The sequence below is a fragment of the Pseudomonas sp. FG98 genome, assembly GCF_057808595.1.
Map to the genome: position 1 here is coordinate 36,035 of NZ_JBMDIJ010000025.1, position 23,753 is coordinate 59,787.

16 protein-coding genes are annotated in these 23,753 nt (G+C 65.5%); 11 read left to right on the forward strand and 5 right to left on the reverse strand.

Annotated features, from left to right (window positions below):
- Positions 1 to 159 precede the first annotated feature (159 nt).
- The 9 genes from ACODSK_RS16625 (at position 160) to treS (ending at position 13,898) form a co-directional block, all read left to right on the forward strand.
- The gene (locus ACODSK_RS16625; protein ID WP_489017633.1) at positions 160 to 2,658 is read left to right on the forward strand and encodes a CoA transferase; all 2,499 of its coding nucleotides are present in this window, start codon (positions 160 to 162) and stop codon (positions 2,656 to 2,658) included.
- An 84-nt stretch (positions 2,659 to 2,742) separates the two neighbouring features.
- Positions 2,743 to 3,900, forward strand: coding sequence for an iron-containing alcohol dehydrogenase (locus tag ACODSK_RS16630; protein WP_489017635.1), 1,158 nt, complete (start codon positions 2,743 to 2,745; stop codon positions 3,898 to 3,900).
- Between the two features lie 33 nt (positions 3,901 to 3,933).
- A complete protein-coding gene (locus ACODSK_RS16635; RefSeq protein ID WP_489017637.1) occupies positions 3,934 to 5,430 on the forward strand; it encodes a CoA-acylating methylmalonate-semialdehyde dehydrogenase in 1,497 nt (498 codons plus the stop codon).
- Positions 5,431 to 5,523: 93 nt separating this feature from the next.
- Complete coding sequence (locus ACODSK_RS16640) at positions 5,524 to 7,131, forward strand: BCCT family transporter (RefSeq protein ID WP_489017639.1); 1,608 nt, start codon at positions 5,524 to 5,526, stop codon at positions 7,129 to 7,131.
- A 244-nt stretch (positions 7,132 to 7,375) separates the two neighbouring features.
- Entirely contained in the window at positions 7,376 to 8,431 is a 1,056-nt protein-coding gene (locus ACODSK_RS16645) for an ABC transporter substrate-binding protein (protein WP_489017641.1), read from the forward strand.
- 63 nt (positions 8,432 to 8,494) lie between these two features.
- Positions 8,495 to 9,577, forward strand: a complete 1,083-nt coding sequence (locus tag ACODSK_RS16650) for an ABC transporter ATP-binding protein (RefSeq protein WP_489017642.1) — start codon at positions 8,495 to 8,497, stop codon at positions 9,575 to 9,577.
- A 36-nt stretch (positions 9,578 to 9,613) separates the two neighbouring features.
- Complete coding sequence (locus ACODSK_RS16655; RefSeq protein ID WP_489017644.1) at positions 9,614 to 10,888, forward strand: ABC transporter permease; 1,275 nt, start codon at positions 9,614 to 9,616, stop codon at positions 10,886 to 10,888.
- 5 nt (positions 10,889 to 10,893) lie between these two features.
- Positions 10,894 to 11,742: an ABC transporter permease gene (locus ACODSK_RS16660; RefSeq protein ID WP_489017646.1), complete on the forward strand. Its 849-nt coding sequence runs from the start codon at positions 10,894 to 10,896 to the stop codon at positions 11,740 to 11,742.
- Positions 11,743 to 11,831: 89 nt separating this feature from the next.
- A complete protein-coding gene (treS, locus tag ACODSK_RS16665) occupies positions 11,832 to 13,898 on the forward strand; it encodes a maltose alpha-D-glucosyltransferase (RefSeq protein WP_489017648.1) in 2,067 nt (688 codons plus the stop codon).
- Between the two features lie 123 nt (positions 13,899 to 14,021).
- On the opposite strand, the gene ACODSK_RS16670 is transcribed toward treS, so the two are convergent.
- The 5 genes from ACODSK_RS16670 to glcD all read right to left on the reverse strand — a co-directional run bounded on the left by ACODSK_RS16670 (position 14,022) and on the right by glcD (position 20,528).
- A complete protein-coding gene (locus ACODSK_RS16670; RefSeq protein WP_489017650.1) occupies positions 14,022 to 16,205 on the reverse strand; it encodes a malate synthase G in 2,184 nt (727 codons plus the stop codon).
- 28 nt (positions 16,206 to 16,233) lie between these two features.
- Complete coding sequence (locus ACODSK_RS16675; protein WP_489017651.1) at positions 16,234 to 16,632, reverse strand: heme-binding protein; 399 nt, start codon at positions 16,630 to 16,632, stop codon at positions 16,234 to 16,236.
- A gap of 120 nt (positions 16,633 to 16,752) precedes the next feature.
- On the reverse strand, positions 16,753 to 17,970 hold the full coding sequence (glcF, locus tag ACODSK_RS16680) for a glycolate oxidase subunit GlcF (RefSeq protein WP_489017653.1): 1,218 nt from the start codon (positions 17,968 to 17,970) through the stop codon (positions 16,753 to 16,755).
- Positions 17,971 to 17,976: 6 nt separating this feature from the next.
- The gene (gene glcE, locus ACODSK_RS16685) at positions 17,977 to 19,029 is read right to left on the reverse strand and encodes a glycolate oxidase subunit GlcE (protein WP_489017654.1); all 1,053 of its coding nucleotides are present in this window, start codon (positions 19,027 to 19,029) and stop codon (positions 17,977 to 17,979) included.
- A complete protein-coding gene (glcD, locus tag ACODSK_RS16690) occupies positions 19,029 to 20,528 on the reverse strand; it encodes a glycolate oxidase subunit GlcD (protein WP_489017656.1) in 1,500 nt (499 codons plus the stop codon). Before glcD ends, glcE begins: the two co-directional genes overlap by 1 nt.
- Before the next feature lie 211 nt (positions 20,529 to 20,739).
- Here glcD and glcC point away from each other — a divergent pair, with 211 nt between their 5' ends.
- Both glcC and ACODSK_RS16700 read left to right on the forward strand, forming a co-directional pair.
- Positions 20,740 to 21,498 carry a transcriptional regulator GlcC gene (gene glcC, locus ACODSK_RS16695; protein WP_489017658.1) on the forward strand — a complete coding sequence of 253 codons (759 nt, stop codon included), beginning with the start codon at positions 20,740 to 20,742 and terminating at the stop codon, positions 21,496 to 21,498.
- 727 nt (positions 21,499 to 22,225) lie between these two features.
- Positions 22,226 to 23,740: an ABC transporter substrate-binding protein gene (locus tag ACODSK_RS16700; RefSeq protein ID WP_489017676.1), complete on the forward strand. Its 1,515-nt coding sequence runs from the start codon at positions 22,226 to 22,228 to the stop codon at positions 23,738 to 23,740.
- Positions 23,741 to 23,753 lie beyond the last annotated feature (13 nt).

Genomic DNA, 23,753 nt, shown 5'->3' on the forward strand with positions numbered 1-23,753 from the left:
TAAGAAAAATGGCCCCTCAGGGCCATTTTTTATTGCTTTCGCCAATGGCGCATTTTTCTGAAAGTAGCGCCAGATCGCACACCGATCGCCAAGCCTCGACAACAACAATAAGACCCGGGCGGTTGCTGCAACCGCCCCGGCGCTACCTAGGGTTTCCGTATGGAACACACCAAGCAACTTCCCCTGCAGGGCGTCAATGTAATCGACTTCGGGCAGTACATCGCCGGCCCGGCAGTGGCGATGATCCTCGCGGACCTGGGGGCCACGGTCGTGCATATCGATCCGCCCACCGGCCCGTTGTGGGACAGCCCGGCCAACGCCACCCTGAACCGCAACAAACTGTGCTTGCACCTCGACCTGAAAAGCGCCGAGGGGCTGCATCAGGCCCGCGAATTGATCGCCCAGGCCGACATCGTGATCGAGAACTTCCGTCCGGGGGTGATGCCCCGTCTTGGCCTGGATTTCGCCGAACTGCGCCGCAGCCGGCCGGAGCTGATCACCCTGTCGATCCCAGGCTTTGCCAGCAACGACGAGCTGCGCCACGAGTGGCGGGCCACCGAGGCAATCATCGCGTCGGCCTCCGGAGTCTTCACCGACATGGGCCAGAACCGTGTGCTGATGGGCATCAACCCGAGCTTCTCGCCGCTGCCGCTGGCCTCCGCCTACGGCACCATGCTGGCGGTGTCCTCCGTGGTGCTGGCGCTGCAGGCGCGGGAAAAACACGGCGTCGGCGACCAGATCGAAGTGCCGCTGGCGGCAGCAGTGATGGAAGGGCTGTCTTACAACTCGATCCAGATTGATGGTTATCCGCTGCGCTACAAGACTCTGCGCGAGAAGGAAAGCGAGCGGCGCAAGGCGCAAAACCTGCCGATGAACCTCAGCTACGAAGACCTTCAGGAGTTTCTCGATCCCTTCTACCGCACCTACGAATGCGCCGACGGGCGCAAGTTCTATGCGGTCTGCCCGTCGCACCGTTCGCACGCCAAGCGCTGCCTGCAGGCCATGGGGTTGTATGAGGAAATGCTTGCCGCCGGCCTGCCCAAGGTCGAGGACCCGTACCTGCCGATCGCACAATGGGAAGGCAACGCCTCGCTGGGCGTCTACCCGCTGCCGGCCGACTGGGCCGCACGTATCTCGGCGCGGATGAAGGAGGTGTTCCTCACCCGCACCGCTGCGGAGTGGGAAGTGATTTTCGGCGAGGGGCGCTTCCCCGGCGCGGCGCACCGTTCCACCCAGGAGTGGCTGCACGACGAGCATGCCAATAGCGCCGGCCTGGTGATCGAGGTCGATGACCGCGAATACGGGCGGATGAAGCAAGCCGGCCCGGTTGCCTGGCTCGAAGGCTGTGCCGAAGCCATGCTCAAGCCGGTATCAAGGCGCGACGTGAGCTTCGACGAAGCCCTGGCCAGTCTGGCCGAGCGGCCGGCACCGAAGCTGCCGGCACCCCGCCTGGAGGCCCCGGCCGGCTGGCTGGACGGGGTCAAGGTACTGGACCTGACCAACGTGATCGCCGGCCCGCATTCGGCCTCCTTCCTCGGCCGCTTCGGTGCCGAGGTGGTCAAGCTCGACCCGGTCAAGCCCAACTACGACCCGTGGAACACCGTGGTCTTCGGCCTGTCGTCGGCGCGGGGCAAGGAAAGCATCCTGGTCGATCTCAACCGCGACGACGGCCGCGAGGTGTTCAACCGCCTGGTGCGCAGCGTCGACGTGATCGTGATGAACGCCCCCGACCGGCAACTGGCGCCGCTGGGCCTGGACGAAGCCAGCCTGCAGGCGGTCAACCCCGGGGTGATCTTCTGTCAGCTCGACTGCTTTGGCGGCCCACGCCGTGGCCCGCGCACCGATTACCTGGGCTACGACGACCTGATCCAGGCCACCACCGGCATCATGCTGCGCTTCGGCGGCGGCATGCAGACCCCGGAAGAGCACGCGCATGTCGGCACCATCGATGTGATGTGCGGTTTCGCCGCCGCGCTGGGGGTCGCCACCGCGCTGTACCAGAAACACCACAGCGGCCAGGCGTACCGGGCGCGCACCTCGTTGGCGGCGCTGGGCAACCTGGTGCAGATTCCGTTCTGCTACGACTACGCCGGGCGCGGTCCTTTCGACGAACCGTCCGGGCGCGAGGCCATGGGCTACAGCGATCTGTCGCGTTTCTATCGCACCGCCGACGGCTGGATCTACCTGGATGCCGACGAGGCTGACCTGCCACGCCTGCGCAGCATCGCCGAACTGGCCGGGGTGGAGCAGGCCGCAGACCGTGCCGCGTTCCTCGCCGCCGCCATCGGCCGCATGAGCGGCAGCGTGCTGCAACAGCGCTTGCAGGCGGCGAACGTCGCCGCGGCCGTACCGGACAACATCGACAGCCTGCGCCAGGCCCATAGCCGGGCTGCCGATGGCCTGCCCGGCACCGACAATGGCAGCTACTCGTTCAGCATCTACCGCGACCACCCCAGCGGCCATTGCATCACCCAGCTCGACCCCTATGCGATCCGTCCCCGTGTCGCGCGGATCCGGGCCTTGCCGCCAGCAGAGAAGTTCGGCGCTTCGACCCGCAAGGTGCTGCAGCGCCATGGCTACAGCGATGAGCGCATCGACGCCCTGATGCACAGCGGCGCCATCGGCGAGCGCTGGAGCGACGCCTACCTGCCGGGCTGACCGGCATCCTCGAACCCTTTCACCAGAACACGAGCTGCCGGCCCGCTTGCGGGCCCGCGCATGCCTCGAAAAAGAGAGTGCTGCATGACTTACTCGAGCATCCTTCCACGCTTCCTGCAAACCGGTGCCGGCGCCAGCCAGCAACTGCCCCAGGTGCTGGCCGCGCTGGGTTGCGCACGGCCGTTGATCATCACCGACCTGATGATGGTCGAACTGGGCTACGCCGGGCGTATCCGCGAGGTCCTGGCGGCCCATGACCTGCAGGCCGATATCTTCTCCGACACCGTGCCCGAGCCCACCGTCGCTTCGATCCAGGCCGGCGTGGCCTGTGCCCGGGACGGCGGCTACGACAGCATCATCGCCCTCGGCGGCGGCAGTCCCATCGACAGCGCCAAGGCCATCGGCATCCTCGCCCGTCATGGCGGGGCGATGCGCGATTACAAGTTCCCGCGCCAGGTGAACGAAGCCGGCCTGCCGATCATCGCCGTGCCGACTACCGCCGGTACTGGCTCGGAAGTCACCCGCTTCACCATCATCACCGACGAGCAGAGCGACGAGAAAATGCTCTGCGTCGGCGCCGGCTTCATGCCGGTGGCGGCCCTGGTCGACTTCGAGCTGACCCTGTCGCTGCCGCCACGGGTCACCGCCGATACCGGCATCGATGCCCTGACCCATGCCATCGAGGCCTATGTCAGCCGCAAGGCCAACCCGTTCAGCGATGCCCAGGCGCTGGCGGCGATGCGCCTGATCGGGCCGAACCTGCGCCGCGCCTATCACCAGGGCGACGACCGCCAGGCACGGGAGGCGGTGATGCTCGGTTCGACCCTGGCCGGGTTGGCGTTCTCCGCCGCCTCGGTGGCCCTGGTGCACGGCATGAGCCGGCCCATCGGTGCGTTCTTCCATGTGCCCCACGGCCTGTCCAACGCCATGTTGCTGCCGGCGGTCACCGCGTTCTCGATTCCCGCAGCCCGTGACCGCTACGCCGAGTGCGCGCGGGCCATGGGTGTCGCCAGTGCCGCGGACCTCGACGATGTCGCCGTGGAAAAGCTGCTGGCCGAGCTGGAAGCGCTCAACGAGGAATTGCAGGTGCCGACCCTGGCGCGTTTCGGTGTCGACCGCCAGCAGTTCTTCCAACTGATGCCGACCATGGCCAGCCAGGCCCTGGCCTCCGGCTCGCCGGGCAACAACCCGCGGGTTCCCAGCGAGGCCGAGATGGTCGAGCTGTATCGCAGCCTTTGGTAATTCCCCCCTTATTTCGCACACGAGGAGTACCCCATGAACACAGTAGGCCACCTGATCGACGGCCAGATCGTCACCGAAGGCAAGCGCACCCAGGATGTCTTCAACCCGGCCACCGGCGCCGCCAGCCGCCAGGTCGCCCTGGCCTCGGTCGCCACTGTCGAGGCCGCCATCGCCGCGGCCGAGGCTGCTTTCCCGGCCTGGCGCGACACCCCGCCGATCAAGCGCGCGCGGGTGATGTTCCGTTTCAAGGAACTGCTCGAACAGCACAGCGCGGAAATCTGCCGGCTGATCGGCGAAGAGCACGGCAAGATCAGCCACGATGCGGCAGGTGAGCTGCAGCGCGGCATCGAGAACGTCGAATACGCCTGTGGCATCCCCGAGCTGCTCAAGGGCGAACACAGCAAGAACGCCGGTCCCGGCATCGACTCCTGGAGCGAGTTCCAGCCGCTGGGTGTGGTCGCCGGGATCACCCCGTTCAACTTCCCGGTGATGGTGCCGCTGTGGATGGTGCCGATGGCCATCGCTGCGGGTAACTGCTTCGTGCTCAAGCCGTCCGAGCGCGACCCCAGCTCGACCCTGTTCATTGCCCAGTTGCTGGAAGAGGCCGGCCTGCCCAAGGGCGTGATCAACGTGGTCAACGGCGACAAGGAAGCGGTCGACGTGCTGCTGCGCGACCCGCGGATCCAGGCGGTGAGCTTCGTCGGTTCTACGCCGATCGCCGAATACATCTATTCCACCGCCACCGCCCATGGCAAGCGTTGCCAAGCCCTCGGCGGGGCGAAGAACCATGCCATCGTGATGCCCGACGCGGATATCGACAATGCCGTCAACCAGCTGCTCGGCGCCGCCTTCGGCTCCTCCGGCGAGCGCTGCATGGCCCTGTCGGTGGCGGTCGCGGTGGGCGATGCGGCGGCCGATGCCCTGGTCGAGAAAATGCAGGCGGCGATGGCCGGGCTCAAGGTCGGTGCCTACAGCGACAGCAGCAACGATTTCGGACCGGTGATCACCCGTCAGCATCAGCAGAAGGTGGTGGGCTACATCGACAGCGCCGAGGCCGATGGCGCCACGGTGGTGGTGGATGGTCGCCAGGTGCGGGTGGAGGGCTACGAGAATGGCTTCTTCGTTGGTGGCACTCTGATCGACCGGGTCACCCCGGACATGCTCAGCTACCGGGAAGAAATCTTCGGCCCGGTGCTCCAGGTGGTCCGGGTCGACAGTATGCAGCAGGCCATGGCCCTGATCGATGCCCACGAGTACGGCAACGGCACTTGCATCTTCACCCGCGATGGCGAGGCGGCGCGCTTCTTCTCCGAGCGGATCAAGGTCGGCATGGTCGGTATCAACGTGCCGCTGCCGGTGCCGGTGGCCTATCACAGCTTCGGTGGCTGGAAGCGCTCGCTGTTCGGTGACCTGCATGCCTATGGCCCGGACGCGGTGCGCTTCTACACCCGGCGCAAGACCGTGACCCAGCGCTGGCCGTCGTCGGGTGTGCGCGAGGGCGTCGAGTTCTCCATGCCGACCCTGAAGTAACCCTCTGCACCCGGCGGCGGCCTGCCACGATGTTGCCGCCGGGTGCGCTTTGCGTCACCGGTTTCAACCAACAAGAACAATGGAAAGGTTGTGATGCCCGATTTCAAACGCTCAAGTTCCACTCCAGTGCAGGGCAGGGTGGATATGCCCCTGATCATCATCAGCATCCTGGTCATCGCCGCCAGCGTCACCGGGCTGACCCTGTTTCCGGAGCGCTCGGTGGCGTTGGCCGAACAGGCCTTCGACGCCACCACCCGGCTGTTCGGCGCGCTGGTGCAGATGGTCGGCTTCCTGTGCGTGCTGCTGATTGCCTGGATCGCCTGCAGCAAGTACGGTCATATCCGCCTGGGCGAGGGCAGGCCGCAGTACGGCAACCTCAGTTGGGTGTTCATGTTCATCTGTGCCGGGCTGGGTTCGGCGACCATGTACTGGGCGTTCATGGAATGGGCCTACTACTACGTCACGCCAGGCCTGGAGGTGCTGCCGCGCAGCAAGCAGGCCCTGGAGTACAGCAGCGCTTACGCCTTCTTCCACTGGGGCATCACGCCCTGGGCGATCTACGGCATCGCCTCGCTGGCCATGGCCTATCACTTCCACGTGCGCCGCAACCCCGGCCTGCGCCTGTCCTCGGCGGTGGAGGCGATCACCGGCTTGAAGTCCACCGGGCCGGCCGGGCGGCTGATCGACCTGATCTTCCTGATTTCCACCTTTGGCGGTCTGGTGCTGACCATCACCCTGTCCTCGGCCACGGTCGCCAAGGGCCTGTCGATGCTGTTCGGCCTGAGTGACGGCTTCGTGCTCAAGGCGACCCTGGTGATCCTGGTCACCCTGGTGTTTTCCCTGAGCTCGTGGATCGGCATCGGCCATGGCATGCAGCGCCTGGCCCATGCCGCCTGCGGGCTGACCCTGGTGTTCGCCCTGGTGGTGCTGCTGCTCGGCCCTACCGAATTCACCCTGAACAACATCGCCAATGGCCTGGGCCTGATGCTGCAGAACTTCGTGCACATGAGCCTGGCCACCGACCCGGCCGGCAGTGGCGAGTTCGCCCGCGGCTGGACGGTGTTCTACTGGCTTTACTGGATCACCTATACCCCCGGCGTGGCGCTGTTCGTCACCCGGGTTTCCCGCGGGCGGCGGATCAGGGAGGTGGTGGTCGCCATGGTGCTGGGCGGCTGCGCCGGCTGCTGGCTGTTCTTCGGCAGCCTGCAGAGCTTTGCCATGCACCAGTTCATCAGCGGGGTGATAGACGCCCCGGCGTTGCTCGATGGCAGCGGTGGCGAGGCGGTGGTGTCGATGCTGCTGCTCAGCCTGCCGTTCGGCAAGGTGCTGGCAGTGGTGTATTTCCTGCTGATGCTGGTGTTTCTCGCCTCGCACCTGGATGCGGTGGCTTTCTCGGTGGCGGCCACCAGTACGCGCAACCTGCAGGAGGGTGAAGACCCGGCGCCGGGCCTCAAGCTGTTCTGGTGCCTGATGCTGGCGGCCATCCCCCTGGCGATGCTGTATATCAACGCGCCCTTGCACACGCTCAAGACCGTGGTCACCTGTGCGGCGATTCCGTTCGTGCTGGTGCTTGGGGTGAAAATGTACGGGCTGTTCAAGTGGATGAGGGAGGATTACGGGGATATTCCGGCGCACCTGATCGAGCTGGGCAGTGAATTTTCGCCGTCGGCGAGCATCGTGGAAAACCGCGCTATCGCCTGATTGCACGAGGCTTTGCGTGCGGATTGCCGAAAAGGGCAATCCGCTTTTTTCGTTTGTGCTGCAGGGCACGCATCCGGCTTTTCGGTCATAAGTTTTATAGGGGCTTTCCCCCTTTTTTTATTGCTTTCGCCCCCGGCCGATTTTTTCGACAGTACGTCAACGGTCAGCGCAAGCGCCCGTCACCACATAGTCTTCGCAACCGATTCAGAAACTCCATCGAACAGAATAATAGGGGTACATCTTCATGAAGCGAGCAACCTTGCTGTTGTTGGCCGGATCTCTTTGCGCCTCGGCTTTTGCCGCGGAGAAAATCACGGTCGTCTCCTACGGCGGCAGTCTGTCTGCCGCACAGGTCGAGTCGGCGCACAAGCCATTCACCAAGGCCACCGGGATCGACGTGGTGTCGGAGGACTATTCCGGGGGGATCGCGCCGATCAAGACCCAGGTCGACGGCAAGCAGGTCACCTGGGATGTGGTCGACGCCGAACTGCTCAATGTTCACCGCGCCTGCTCGACCGGCCTGTTGGAACGCATCGATCCGAAAACCCTGGCCCCGGCTCCGGACGGCACTCCGGCCGAGGAGGACTTCATTCCCGGCGCCTTGAGCGACTGCGGGGTCGCCAGTTACGTCTGGTCCACTGTGGTCGCCTATAACACCAAGGCCTTCAAGGGCGAACAGCCGAGCACCCTCAAGGACTTCTTCGACCTCAAGCGCTTCCCCGGCAAGCGCTCCCTGCGCAAGGCGCCGCAGGTCAATCTGGAGTGGGCGCTGATGGCTGATGGCGTGCCGCGGGAAGAGGTGTACAGCACCCTGGAGACCGAGGAGGGCATCGAACGTGCCCTGCACAAGCTCGACACCATCAAGGACCAGGTCATCTGGTGGGAAGCCGGGGCCCAACCGCCGCAACTGCTGGCCGACGGGCAGGTGAGCATGGCCTCGGCCTACAGCGGGCGCATCGTGCTGGCCAGCCGCAAGGAAAACCAGCCGTTCAGGATCGTCTGGGACGGCCAGGTCTACGATATGGAGGCCTGGGTGCTGCCCGCAGGCAATCCGCGCAAGGCGCAGGCTTTCGATTTCCTGCGCTTCGCCACGCAAACCACGGTGCTGGCCGACCAGTCCAACTACATCCCCTACGGCCCGACCCGCTACTCGGCGCAGAAGATGGTCAGTCCTGACGTACAGGCCGACCTGCCGACCAGCCCGCAGAACTTCGCCACTGCGCTGCAGGTGGATTCGCTCTGGTGGGGCGACCACGCCGACGAGCTCAACGAGCGTTTCAACGCCTGGCTGGCGCGCTGATCATTCCCGGGGCAGTGCGTGGCGCTGCCCGTCCTGACACAACAACAAGAAACAGGTGCTTCCATGGAATCGCAGGCGTTCGTCAGCTTCCGCAATGTGCAAAAGAGCTACGACGGGGAGTCCCTCGTCGTGAAGAACTTCAACCTGGAGATCGAACAGGGCGAGTTCGTCACCATGCTCGGCCCGTCCGGGTCGGGCAAGACCACCTGCCTGATGATGCTGGCAGGCTTCGAAACCGTCACCCACGGACAGATCTGCATCGAGCGCAAGCCGGTGAACGATATCGCCCCGCAGAAGCGTGGGATCGGTATGGTGTTCCAGAATTATGCGCTGTTCCCCCATATGACCCTGGAGGAGAACCTGGCCTTCCCCCTGAAAGTGCGTGGGCTGTCCCGCAGCGAGATCCAGGATAAGGTCGGCAGGGCGCTGGACATGGTTGCCATGGGCCGGCTGGGCAAGCGCATGCCGGCGCAGTTGTCGGGTGGGCAGAAGCAGCGGGTGGCCCTGGCCCGGGCGCTGATCTTCGAGCCGCGCCTGGTGTTGATGGACGAACCCCTGGGCGCCCTCGACAAGCAGTTGCGCGAGCAGATGCAGTACGAGATCAAGCGTCTGTCCAAGCAACTGGGCATCACCGTGGTCTACGTCACCCACGACCAGAGTGAAGCCCTGACCATGTCGGACCGTATCGCCGTGTTCAACGACGGTATCGTCCAGCAGCTGGCCACCCCGGCGGATCTCTACGAGAAGCCGCAGACGGCCTTCGTTGCCAGTTTCATCGGCGAAAACAATCGCTTGTTGGGCCAGTTGCAGGCGCGCCAGGGCGAGCACTGCACGGTGCGCGTCGGCGAGCACTCGATCCAGGCGCTGGCGGTGGACACCGCGGAGGAGGGCGCGGCGACCGTGCTGTCGATCCGCCCCGAGCGGATCCTGCTCAACCCCGGGCAGTGGGAAGCGGAAAACCGCCTGCCGGGACGCATCCTGGAAGTCATCTACCACGGCGACCATTTGCGTCTGCGCCTGGAAATCGCCGGCCATGATGACTTCATCGTCAAGCTGCCCAACGCCAGCGGGCGGGCCTGCCCGGCGCCGGGGGAACGCTTGCTGGTCGGTTGGGCGGTCGATGACTGCCGCGCCCTGAATGCCTGAGTGAGCAAGTCTTCCCGACGTATTCCGGAGTTTCCCATGAGCCGTTCATATCCTGTAAACCCAGGCCTCGTCCTGCCTGGCGAGGCGGGTGACACCCCGGGCCTGAAGGCCCGCCTGGCACGCGCCGAACGCATCAACAAGACCCGCTCGTTGCTGCTGGTCCTGCCGTTGCTGGCTTTTATCCTGGTGTTTTTCCTGTTGCCGATCGGCAGCATGCTGATGCGTAGCGTGGAGAATCCGACCCTCTCCACTCAGATGCCGCGCACGGCCCAGGCGCTACTGGCCTGGGACGGTCGAGAGCTACCGGGCGAAGCCCTGTACGCCAGCCTCGGCGAGGAAATGCTCGGTCTGGTCGATAGCGGCCAGCTGGATCTGGTCGGTTCCGACCTCAACCGGGTCCGCAGTGGCCTGAAAAGCCTGTTCGCCAAGAGTGCCCGTGAGCTGGCGAAGGCCCCGCCGCCTCCAGGCGGATACCGTTCCGAGCTGAGCCGCATCGATGCGCGCTGGACGAAACTGGATACCTGGAGCCAGCTCAAGGCCATGGCCCCGACGCATTCGGCGATTCACTACCTGGCTGCCCTTGATCTGCAATACGACGAGCATGGCGAAGTGGTCCGCCAGCCGGAGTCGCGGAGGCTTTACGTCGAGGTCCTGACCAAGACCCTGGGTATCACCCTGGGCATTACCCTGCTGTGCATGGTCCTGGCCTACCCGCTGGCCTGGATGCTTGCGACCCTGCCGGCACGCGTCGCTAACGTCCTTATGATCCTGGTGCTACTGCCGTTCTGGACCTCGCTGCTGGTACGCACCACAGCCTGGATGGTCATCCTGCAATCCAACGGCGTGCTCAACGCGACCCTGCTCAAGCTTGGTCTGCTCAGCCAGCCGCTGGACCTGATGTTCAACATGACCGGCACGGTGATCGCCATGACCCACATCCTCCTGCCGTTCATGGTCCTGCCGCTGTACAGCGTGATGAAGAGCATCGACCAGAGCTACATCCGCGCCGCCCACTCGATGGGGGCCAGCTCGCTGCGCACCTTCCTGCGCGTCTACTTCCCGCTGTCGCTGCCGGGACTGAGCGCCGGCGGCATCCTGGTGTTCATCCTCGCGATCGGCTACTACATCACCCCTGCTTTAGTGGGCGGGCGTACCGGGCAGATGATCAGCAACTTCATCGCCTACCACATGCAGACCTCGCTCAACTGGGGCCTGGCCGCGGCACTGGGCAGCCTGTTGCTGCTGATCGTGCTGTTCCTCTACTGGCTGTACGACCGCGTGGTCGGCATCAGCAACCTGAAACTGGGGTAATCGACATGAGCCTTCCTAGCTATACCGGCCCCTTGGGGCGCACCTGGTTCTACAGCGTGCGTGGCCTGGCCAGCCTGGTCCTGATGTTCCTGGTATTCCCGGTGCTGGTGGTGATACCGCTATCGTTCAACGTCGAGCCATACTTTAGCTTTACCAGTGGCATGCTCAGCCTGGATCCGGCGGCGTTTTCCCTGCGCTGGTACCAGACCCTGCTGGACGACCCGATGTGGCTGCTGGCGTTTCGCAACAGCCTGCTGATTGCCGTTGGCGCCACGTTGCTGTCCACCTTGCTGGGGACCCTGGCGGCGCTCGGCCTGAGCCGCGCCAACCTGCCGTGCAAGGCTCTGCTGATGGGCACGCTGATCTCGCCGATGATCGTGCCGGTGATCATTTCCTCGGCCGGCATGTACTTCTTCTACAGCCGCCTTGGCCTGGCGCAGAACCATCTGGGCCTGATACTCGCCCATGCGGTACTGGGCACGCCGTTCGTGATCATCACCGTCACCGCCACCCTGGTCGGCTACGATCATTCCCTGAGCCGTGCCGCTGCCAGCCTCGGGGCGTCGCCGGCCTACGGATTCTGGCGCGTCACCTTGCCGATCATCCGTCCGGGCATTATCTCCGGCGCGCTGTTCGCCATGGTGACCTCGTTCGACGAAGCGGTGGTGGTGCAGTTTCTTGGCGGCCTGGAGCAGCGCACCATTCCCCGGCAGATGTGGTCCGGCATGCGCGAGCAGATCAGTCCGACCATCCTCGCCGCAGCGACCCTGCTGATTCTTGGTTCGGTCCTGCTGCTGGTGCTGGTCGAGGTACTGCGGCGGCGTTCGTTGCGCCTGCGCGGGCTGGCAGGGTAAGTGCGCCAGTAATTTCCAGAACGATTGCCACAGCCTGCCGTCAGAGTTAGCAACGACTCGATCCGAGACCTGCTTGCAAGGAGGTGGCAATGACCGCAGCAAAAGGCGACTACATAGACTGGCTGGTGGCGCAATCCATGCTCAAGGCGGCCCAGGACCGGGCCCGGAGCTATGCCGGCCAGTCCCGGCTGTGGATGAACCCCTACGCCGAGGCCCGTCCGCGGCGGGCCATCGAGATCGCTTCGGTGTGGCTGACGGTCTATCCCGATTCCATCATCGCCGCCGAGGACAGTTCGGTGCTCGACGCCCTGGGCGCCGAGAGCCTGTGGAAGGGGCTGTCGGAGCTGGGCGTGCAGGGCATTCACACCGGGCCGATCAAGCGCTCGGGCGGCATCAGCGGCCGGGAATTCACCCCCAGCGTCGACGGCAACTTCGACCGCATCAGCTTCGATATCGACCCGCTCTACGGTACCGAGCAACAGCTGGTGCACCTGAGCCGCATGGCCGCCGCGCACAATGCCGTGACCATCGACGACCTGATCCCCTCGCACACCGGCAAGGGCGCCGATTTCCGCCTGGCGGAGATGGCCCACGAGCACTATCCGGGCATCTACCACATGGTCGAGATCCGCGAGGAGGACTGGCCGCTGTTGCCGGAGGTGCCTGCCGGCCGTGATGCCGTCAACCTCAGCCCGGCGCAGTGCGATGAACTCAAGCAGCGCCAGTACATCGTCGGCCAGTTGCAGCGGGTGATCTTCTTCGAGCCCGGGGTCAAGGAAACCGACTGGAGTGCCACGCCGCCGGTGGTGGGGGTGGACGGCAAGACCCGGCGCTGGGTCTACCTGCATTACTTCAAGGAGGGCCAGCCGTCGCTGAACTGGCTCGACCCGACCTTCGCCGCCCAGCAACTGATCATCGGCGACGCCCTGCATGCTTTCGACTGCCTCGGTGCGCGCGGCCTGCGTCTGGATGCCAACGGTTTTCTCGGCGTCGAGATCCGCGCCAACGACAGCGCCTGGTCGGAAAGCCACCCGCTGTCCCTGACCGGCAACCAGATCATCGGCGGCATGATCCGCAAGGCCGGCGGCTTCAGTTTCCAGGAGCTCAACCTGACCCTCGACGACATCGCCCAGATGTCCAAGGGCGGGGCCGACCTGTCCTATGACTTCGTCACCCGCCCGGCCTACCAGCATGCGCTGCTCACCGGCGATACCAGCTTCCTGCGCCTGATGCTCGGCGAAATGCAGCGCTTCGGCATCGACCCGGCGTCGCTGATCCACGCCTTGCAGAACCACGACGAACTGACCATCGAGCTGGTGCATTTCTGGACCCTGCACGCCAACGACATGTTCCTCTACAAGGGCCAGACCTTCCCCGGCAGCATCCTGCGCGAGCATATCCGCGAGGAAATGTACGAACGCCTGTCCGGCGAGCACGCGCCGTACAACCTGCGCTTCGTCACCAATGGCGTGTCCTGCACCACGGTCAGCATCATCACGGCGGCGCTGGGGATCCGCGACCTGGGCGAGATCAGCGCCGAGGAGCTGGCCCTGATCCAGAAGATCCACCTGCTGCTGGTGATCTACAACGCCATGCAGCCGGGGGTGGTGGCGCTGTCCGGCTGGGACCTGGTCGGCGCGTTGCCGCTGGCGGCGGAGCAGGTGGCCGAGCGCATGGGCGATGGCGACACGCGCTGGATCCATCGCGGCGGCTACGACCTGGCCGACCTGGCACCGGAGGCCGACAGTTCGCTGCGTGGCCTGCCCCGGGCCCGCTCGTTGTACGGCAGCCTGTCCAGCCAGTTGCAGCGGCCCGACTCGTTCGCCAGCCAGGTGAAGAAGGTGCTCGCCGTCCGGCAGGCCTATGGCATCGCCGCCAGTCGCCAGGTGCTGGTGCCCGAGGTGCAGAGCCCGGGCTTGCTGGTGATGGTCCATGAACTGCCGGCGGGGAAGGGTACGCAACTGACTGCGCTCAATTTCGGTAGCGAGGCGATCTCCGAGGAGATCGTGCTGGAGGGCTTCACCCCGGGGCCGGTGGTGGACATGCTCGGCGAGACACTGGAAGGGGATCTGCACGAGGATGGGCGGTTGCTGATCAACCTGGACCCGTATGAGGCGTTGTCGCTGCGGATTGTCAGTAGTAGTGGGCATCTGTAGATCTTGTGTTGTCTGGGCTGGCCTCATCGCCGGCAACGCCGGCTCCCACAGGTATGGCATGCACCCTGAAACCTTGTGGGAGCCGGCGTTGCCGGCGATAGGGCCATCAGCCACAGCGCATATTTACCCGCTGACCTCTTCCTTGAACCTCAACCGCCACCCATGCAACAACGGCTCGGTATACCCGCTAGGCTGCTCGCGCCCCTTGAACACCAGGTCGCAGGCCGCACGGAACGCATGGGACGCCTCGAACCCCGGCGCCATCGGCCGATACGCCGGGGCCCCGGCATTCTGCCGGTCCACCACCGCCGCCATGCGCTCCAGGGTCTGGCGTACCTGCCCGGCATCGACCACGCCGTGGTGCAGCCAGTTGGCCACATGCTGCGCCGAGATGCGCAGGGTGGCACGGTCCTCCATCAGGCCGACGTTGTGGATATCCGGCACCTTGGAGCAACCCACGCCCTGTTCGACCCAGCGCACCACATAACCGAGGATGCCCTGGCAGTTGTTGTCCAACTCCGCCTGGATCTCGGCGTCGCTCCAGTCCCGCTGCGGGCTGACCGGAACGCTGAGCAAACCATGCAGCAGCCCGGCCCGTTCGGCCTGCGCGTCGATCTCTTCGAGTCCGGCCTGGACCTGCTGCACATCCACCTGGTGATAGTGCAGCGCATGCAGGGTGGCGGCGGTGGGCGAGGGCACCCAGGCGGTATTCGCACCGGCCCTGGGGTGGGCGATCTTCTGTTCGAACATGGCCGCCATCAGGTCCGGCATGGCCCACATGCCCTTGCCGATCTGCGCTCGTCCACGCAGGCCGCAAGCCAGGCCGACCAGCACGTTGCTGCGCTCGTAGGCGGCGATCCACGCACTGCCTTTCATATCGCCCTTGCGCAGCATGGCGCCGGCCTGCATGGCGCTGTGCATCTCGTCACCGGTGCGGTCGAGGAAGCCGGTGTTGATGAACACCACACGCTGTGCCGCCTCGGCGATGCAGGCCTTGAGGTTGACGCTGGTGCGCCGCTCCTCGTCCATGATGCCCATCTTCAGGGTATGACGCGGCAGGCCGAGCAGGTCCTCGACCCGGCCGAACAGGGTGTTGGCAAACGCCACTTCCTGCGGCCCGTGCATCTTCGGCTTGACGATATAGACGCTGCCGCTGCGGGAGTTGCCTTTACGCTGCAGGTCGTGCAGGGCGGCGAGGCTGGTGACCACGGCATCGAGGATACCTTCGGGGGTCTCCTGACCATCCTGGTCGAGGATCGCCGGGTTGCTCATCAGGTGGCCGACGTTGCGCACGAACAGCAGCGAGCGGCCGGGCAGTGTGAGTTCGCTGCCATCGCGGCCGTGGTAGCGGCGGTCCGGGTTCAGGCTGCGGGTGATGGTCTTGCCGCCCTTGCTCAGGGTTTCGCTGAGGTCGCCCTTCATCAGTCCCAGCCAGTTGCGATAGACCAGCACCTTGTCGGCGGCATCCACCGCCGCCACCGAATCCTCGCAATCCATGATGGTGGTGATGGCGGACTCCACCAGCAGGTCCTTGACCCCGGCGGCATCGCTGGCACCGATGGGGCTGCTGCGGTCGATCTGCAACTCGATATGCAGCGCGTGGTTCTCCAGCAGCACGGCAGTCGGTGCGTCGGCGCTGCCTTGATAACCGGCGAACTGTTCGGGCTTGACCAGGGCGGTGTCGCGGCCATCAGCGAGGGCTGCCCGCAGTTCGCCGGCAACGATCCGGTAGCCCGTCGCCTCGGTATGGGAGGCACCCTGTAGCGCAAACACCTGATCGAGGAACGCCTTGGCCCAGGCCACCACCCTGGCGCCACGGGTCGGGTTGTAGTCGGCGCTTTTCCCTGCACCGTCGGTCTCGTCGATCATATCGGTGCCGTACAGGGCGTCGTACAGCGAGCCCCAGCGGGCGTTGGCGGCATTCAGCGCATAGCGGGCGTTCATCACCGGGACCACCAGTTGCGGGCCGGCCTGGGTGGTGATTTCGTGGTCGACCTGGCGGGTGCTGACCTTCACCTCGGCGGGCTGGGGCTGCAGGTAGCCGATGTCTTCGAGAAAGGCCTGGTAGGCCGGCATGTCCGCGATGGGGCCGGGGTGTTCGGCGTGCCAGCGGTCGAGCAGGGCTTGCAGACGATCCCGCTCCGCCAGCAGGGCGCGATTTTGCGGGGCCAGGTCGTGGACCAGCTGATCGAAGCCGGCCCAGAACTGCGCCGCATCAACTGCCGTGCCTGGCAGGACTTCGTCGTCGATAAAGCGTTTGAGGTTTTCCGCCACCTGCAGGCGGTGGCTGGCGATACGCTGGGTCACGGCATGTACTCCTGAAGAAATGATCGGTTCAAAGCGCGGCGACAGCCGCGGCCGCAACCTGTGCATCCTGTTCCGACTTGACGCCGGACACCCCCACGGCGCCAACCACCTGGCCCTCGACGATCACTGGCACGCCGCCTTCCAGCGAGGTCAGCAGTGGTGCGCTGAGAAAGGCCGTGCGCCCGTTGTTGACCATCTCCTCGTAGCCCCTGGTCTCGCGTCGGCCAAGGGCGGCGGAGCGGGCCTTTTCCGTGGCGATATAGGCGCTGATCGGCGCGCAGCCATCGAGGCGCTCCAGGGCCAGGGGATGGCCGCCGTCGTCGACGATGGCGATGCTCACCTTCCATTGGTTGCGTTGGGCTTCCTCGCGGGCGGCGGTGAGGAGGCGGGTGATGTCGCTGTGTTCCAGCACGGCTTTGCTTTGCATGGGGTTCTCCTTTTTTCGACTGTGTAAGCGGTCTCTGTGGGAGCTGGCTTGCCAGCGATGGCGATGCTGAATTCACCGACGCTATCGCTGGCAAGCCAGCTCCCACAGGGGACGCGTGTGTTATGCCAAGGCTTCTTCCACCAATTCGATCCAGTGCCGCACCGGCGTGCGCCCGGCGCCGTCGAGGTGGGTCTGGCAGCCGATATTGGCGGTGACGATGACTTCCGGATTACCGGCCTCCAGGGCATTCAGGCGGTTGTCGCGCAGGCGCCGGGACAGCTCGGGCTGGGTCAGCGAGTAGGTACCGGCCGAGCCGCAGCACAGGTGCCCGTCGCTGACCGTGGTCAGGCTGAAGCCCAGGCGCTGGAGAATGTCTTCCACCGCACCACCCAGTTTCAGGGCGTGCTGCAGGGTGCAGGGGCAGTGGAAGGCCAGGCGCCGTTCGGCATGAATACCAAGCTGCTCCAGCGGCTCGGCACCGAGCACCTGGGCCAGGTCGCGGCTGAGCTGGCTGACCCGCGCGGCCTTGGCGGCATAGGCCGGATCCTGTTCCAGCAGGTGCTCGTAATCCCGCACGAAAGCGCCACAGCCACTGGCGGTCTGTACGATCGCTTCGGCCCCGGCCTCGATCGCCGGCCACCAGGCATCGATATTCCGGCGCGCCCGTTGCAGCCCCTGTTCCTGGGCATTCAGGTGATAGTCGACGGCACCACAGCAACCGGCTTCCCGCGCGCTGACCACCGAGATGCCGAGGCGATCCAGCACCCGTGCCGCCGCCGCATTGGTATTGGGCGACAGCGTCGGCTGCACGCAACCTTCCAGCATCAGCACCTTGCGCGGATGGCGGTCGAGTGGACGTGCCTTGGCCGGCACGGGACGACGCGGCAGCTTGGCCTTGAGGCTCTCCGGCAACAGTGGACGGAACACCTGCCCGGTGCGGGCCAGCGCCTTGAACACCACGGGATTCGGCACCAGCGCCCGCAGGCCCTGGCGCAGCAGGCGTTCACCCAGTCCGCGCGGCACCTGTTCTTCCACCACGGCGCGGCCGATATCCAGCAGGTTGTGGTACTCCACCCCGGACGGACAGGTGGTTTCGCAGTTGCGGCAGGACAGGCAGCGGTCCAGGTGCTCGCGTGTACTGGCGGTAACGTCCTGGCCTTCCAGCACCTGCTTGATCAGGTAGATGCGCCCGCGCGGGCCGTCCAGTTCGTCGCCCAGCAACTGGTAGGTGGGGCAGGTCGCGGTACAGAAGCCGCAATGCACGCAGGAGCGCAGGATGCGTTCGGCTTCGGCGGCGCGGGGCAGGGCCTTGGCCTGTTCGCTCAGATGGGTTTGCATGGCGTTTCAGACCTCCGCGTACAGTCGGCCAGGGTTGAAGATGCCCTGGGGATCGAGCTGCTTTTTCAGGTTCTGGTGGTAGCGCAGGAGCAGCGCGGGCAAGGGCTGGAACGGCGTTTCGTGGGCGCCGTAGCGGGTCGCATGACCGCCTGCCGCGGCCACCACCTGGCGGATCTCCTCGGCCGGCGCAGCGCTCAGCAGCCAGCGTTGCGCTCCGCCCCAGTCGAGCAATTGTTCGCCGGGTAGATCCAGGCACGGGCTGCTGTTGGGCAGGGACAGGCGCCACAGCGGCTGTTCGCTGGCGAAGAAGGGCAGGCGGTGTTCGCGCAACTGCGTCCAGTAGCGGCTGTCGATCCGCTCGCCGCCGAGGCGCTGGCAGGCGGACTTCACCGAACCTTCGCCCCCTTCAAGGCGCAGGTACAGATGTTCGCTGTCGTGACAGGCGGCGCTGATCGGCAGCGGCTGCTGGCCCCATTCGGCCAGTTCGCACAGCGCTTCGGCGGCGCCCATTTGCAGTTTCAGGCTGACGCAGGTGCGCGGCTTGGGCAGCACCTTGAGCGACACCTCGGCCAGCACGCCCAGGCAGCCGAAACTGCCCGCCAGCAGGCGCGACAGGTCGTAGCCGGCGACGTTCTTCATCACCTCGCCGCCAAAGCGCAGGAGCTTGCCGTGGCCGGTGATCAGGCGGGTGCCGAGCACATGGTCGCGTGCCGATCCGGCCCAGGGCCGACGCGGGCCGGACAGGCCGCTGGCGATGGCGCCGCCAAGGGTCGCGTCGGGGCCGAAGTGCGGTGGCTCGAAGGGCAGCATCTGGCCTTTTTCCTCAAGCGCCGCCTCGATGTCCGCCAGCGGCGTACCGGCGCGGGCGGTCAGCACCAGTTCGGTGGGGTCGTAGCTGACGATGCCGCGATGGCTGCGGGTGTCCAGCACCTCGCCCTGGACCGGGCGCCCCAGCAGCGCCTTGCTGTTGCCGCCCTGGATGCGCAGGGCGATAGCGTTGTTCAGGGCGTGGTTGACCTGCTCCAGCAGGTCGGTGCTGTGATCGTGATCGATGCTCATCAGAAGCGCTCCAGATCCGGAAAGGGCAGTTTTCCCTGGTGGATATGCATCGAGCCAAACTCGGCGCAGCGGTGCAGGGTGGGGATGTTCTTGCCGGGGTTGAGCAGGCCTTGCGGGTCGAAGGCATGCTTCACCGCGTGGAACAGGGTGATCTCCTCGCTGCTGAACTGGGCGCACATCTGGTTGATCTTTTCCCGGCCGACGCCGTGCTCGCCGGTGATGCTGCCGCCTACCGCCACGCACAGTTCGAGGATCTTCGCACCGAGGGCCTCGGCCCGTTCCAGTTCGCCGGGCTGGTTGGCATCGAACAGGATCAGCGGGTGCATGTTGCCGTCGCCGGCATGGAACACATTGGCCACGCGCAGGCCGAACTGGCCCGACAGTTCCTCGATGCCGCGCAGCACCGCCGGCAGTTCGCGGCGCGGAATGGTGCCGTCCATGCAGTAGTAGTCCGGGGAAATCCGCCCCACTGCTGGGAAGGCGTTCTTGCGCCCGGCCCAGAAACGCACCCGTTCGGCTTCGTCCCGGGCCAGGCGCACGTCGCTGGCACCGGCCTGGCGCAGCACGGCATCGACCCGCTCGCAGTCCTCGCGCACGTCCGCCTCGACCCCGTCCAGCTCGCACAGCAGCATGGCGGCGGCGTCCACCGGGTAGCCGGCGTGGATAAAGTCCTCGGCGGCGCGGATCGACAGGTTGTCCATCATCTCCAGGCCGCCGGGGATGATGCCGGCGCCGATGATATCGGCCACCGCGCGCCCGGCTTGCTCCACCGAGTCGAAGCTGGCCAGCAGCACCCGCGCCACCTGGGGCTTGGGCAGCAACTTGACGGTGACCTCGGTGACGATGCCGAGCATGCCTTCGGAGCCGGTGAACAGCGCCAGCAGGTCGAAGCCGGGGGAATCCAGGGCATCGCTGCCCAGGGTCAGGTGCTCGCCCTCGACGGTGAGGATGTCGACGCGCAGCAGGTTGTGCACGGTCAGCCCGTATTTCAGGCAATGCACGCCACCGGCGTTCTCGGCGACATTGCCGCCGATCGAGCAGGCGATCTGCGAGGATGGATCGGGGGCGTAGTACAGGCCATGGGGCGCGGCGGCCTGGGAGATTGCCAGGTTGCGTACCCCGGGCTGGACCCGGGCGAAGCGGCCCTCGGGGTTGACCTCGATGATGCGGTTGAAGCGCGCCATCACCAGCAGGATGCCTTTTTCCAGAGGCAGGGCGCCGCCGGACAAGCCGGTGCCGGCACCGCGGGCCACCACTGGCACCTGCTCGGCGTGGCACAGGCGCAACAGGGTCTGCACCTGCTCCAGGCGTTCCGGCAGTACCACCAGCAGCGGCACCACACGGTAGGCGGACAGGCCGTCGCACTCGTAGGGGCGCAGGTCTTCGGCGCTGTGGAGGATTTCCAGGTCGGGCAGGGCCTGGCGCAACTTGCCTAGCAACCGGGGCTTGTCGACATTGGGCAGGGCCCCGTCGACCCGTTCGTCATAGAGGATATTCATCGGCTCGGGCGTCCATTTCTTGTTATTGGCTGAACGCCTTGCAGACTGCGGGGGACAGGCGGGTCGCGTCGATGCCGGAATGAACTGGTCCTACCAGTTTGTGGGCGGGTTTCAAGCAGAAGATCGCTATTGCGGCGATTGTGTCGATACACTCCGGAGACAATTCATAAGAAAAATCGTACTGGTCCTACCAGTCCTGGAGCGTCTTCTCATGGCCGATTCCACCCCGGGCAAGACCCAGGTCGCCGACCAGGTGGCCGAACGTATCGAAAAGCTGATCGTCGATGGTGTGCTCAAGGTTGGCCAGGCCTTGCCCTCGGAACGGCGCCTGGTGGACAAGCTGGGTTGCTCGCGTTCGGCCCTGCGCGAGGGGCTGCGCATTTTGCGTGGGCGCGGCATCGTCGAGACCGAGCATGGCCGTGGCTCCTACGTCGCCGACCTGAGCCGCGCCGAGGACACCACGCCGTTGATGCACCTGTTCGCCTCGCAGCCGCGCACCCTGTACGACCTGCTTGAAGTCCGTGCCCTGCTGGAAGGGGAGTCGGCGCGGCTGGCGGCCTTGCGCGCCACCGATGTCGACCGCCTGCTGATCAAGCGCCGCTTCGATGAAATGGTCGCCTCCACCGAGCAGGATGCCCGCGAGCAGGCCCGTCTCGACCATGCCTTCCACCGGGCGATCAGCGAGGCCTCGCACAACCCGGTGCTGGTGCACACCCTGCAGGGCCTCAACGACCTGATGCTCAGCACCGTGTTCGCCTCGGTGAACAACCTCTACTGCCGCCCGGCGCAAAAGCGCCAGATCGACCGCCAGCACTCGCGGCTGTACCACGCGGTCATGGAGCAATTGCCGGAGCAGGCGCAGCGCGTGGCGCGGGAGCATCTGGGCAGCATCCGCGACAACCTGCGCGAGATCGAGCAGGAGGAACAGCGGCTGGTGCGCGCGACCATGCGTTTGCAAGGTTGGGAGTGAGGGGGCGTCTGTGCGCCTCATCGCTGGCAATGCCAGCTCCCACAGGTTCTGTGACAGACCTGGATCATGCGGCTGGCCCGGTACCCTGTGGGAGTCGGCGTTGCCGACGATGAGGCCATCAGCCTTGACATCGATCTTGCTGGTTGGGTTGTGTTCTTTGGGGCCTCATCGCTGGCAATGCCAGCTCCCACAGGGTCCGCGTCGTTCTTAGATCTGTTCTCTGCGCGATAGCGCAGCCTGAAAGGCTGGGCGGACTCCCACAGGTTCTGTGACTGACCTGGATCATGCGGCTGGCCCGGTACCCTGTGGGAGCCGGCATTGCCGGCGATGAGGCCAGCAGCCACAACATCAATCTGCTTGCCTGCCACCATGGAATCCCCCACAGGTTCTGCGTCTGGCCTGAAGCCGTCCTGTCGTACCCTTTCCACCCCCACTTGATTCCGGGTCTACCGCCCAACGGCATCAATGTATTTTTCAGTGTTTTTTAATTCACAAAAAAACATTTACAAAGTCGATGCACGCTGCAACTATGTCCCGGCGAATTGAAAAAAACAAAATCGCCCGGCGCTGATCCCCATCAGGCCACAACAACAACGATATGATCAGAACCTTTAGGCCGGGCCTGCCATGACCGGTCCTTCAGCGAAGGAGAACCTCTCCCGTGCATCGCTTCCATAGTCCTTCCCTTGCCCGCAGCCTGCGGGTTGCGAGCCTTGCGGCCATTGGCGTGCTGGCCCAGCCGGCCTTGGCCGATACCACCCTGCGCGTTGGCCTGGGGGCCGATATCCGCAGCACCGAACCTGGCGTCAATCGCGACGAAAACACCGATACGGTGATCCTGCATGTGGTCGAGGGCCTGGTCGCCCACCGTGAGGACGCTTCGGTCGGGCCGCTGCTGGCCAGCGCCGTGGACGTGTCCGACGACGGCCTGACCTACCGCTTCACCCTGCGCGACGGCGTGCATTTCCATAACGGTGCGACCCTGAGCTCGGCCGAGGTGAAGTGGACCTGGCAGCGCTACCTCGATCCGAAGACCCAATGGCGCTGCCTGCCCGAGTTCGACGGCCGCGGCGGGGCGAAGATCGTCGCCATCGACACCCCGGACCCGCGCACCGTGGTGTTCACCCTCGATCAACCCAACGCGCTGTTCCTCGCCTCGATGTCGCGCCCCGACTGTGGCGGTGCGGGCATCCTGCATCCGGATTCGCTGGCCGCCGACGGCAGCTGGAAGGCGCCGGTGGGCACCGGGCCGTTCACCTTCGCCGAATGGAAACCGGGACAGTACGTGCGCCTGGCGCGCTTCAAGGACTACAGCGCCCGCGCCGAAGCCGGCCCGGACGGCTTCACGGGCAACAAGCAGGCCCTGGTCGACAACCTGCGTTTCATGATCATCCCCGACCCCTCCTCGGCCAAGGCCGCGCTGCTGTCGAACAACGTCGACCTGCTGCCCGACGTCACCGCCAGCGACGCCCAGGAACTCAAGGCGGTACCGGGCATCCAGGTCTCGGTCAGCCCGATCATGGCCATCTGCGGCCTGCTGTTCCAGACCAACGACCCGCTGCTCAAGGACGTGCGCATCCGCCAGGCCATCGCCCATTCCCTCGACTACGGGCAGATGGTCACGGCGCTGTCCAACGGCCTGTCGCAGCCGAACAACTCGGCGATCCCGCAGACCAGCGCCTTCCATGACGAAGTGGCGAAACAGGGCTACCGCTACGACCCCGAGGAGGCCCGGCGCCTGCTCAAGGAGGCCGGCTACAAAGGCCAGCCGATCAGGATGATCGTCAACAAGCGCTACCAGCAGATGTTCGACATGGGCGTGCTCAGCCAGGCCATGGCCCAGGCCAGCGGCCTGAATATCCAGATGGAGACCCTGGAATGGGGTACCCAGCTGGAGCGCTACCAGAGCGGCAACTACCAGATGATGTCGTTCTCCTACTCGTCGCGCCTCGACCCGGCGCTGGGCTTCGACTCGCTGATGGGCGACAAGAGCAAGGAGCCGCGCAAGGTCTGGGACAACCCGCAGGCCCAGGCGCTGCTGCGCGAGGCGGTGCGCGAGAACGACACGGGCAAGCGCCAGGCGCTGTTCGACCGCCTGCACCAGCTGATGATCGAGGACACGCCGATGGTGATCATCTACAACGGCACGGTCATCGGCGCGCTGCGCGACAGCACCCGTGGCTATCACTCCTGGCCGGTGGCCAAGCCGCGGTTGTGGGGCGTCAGCCTCGCGGCGAAGTAGGGCGGGCCGGACG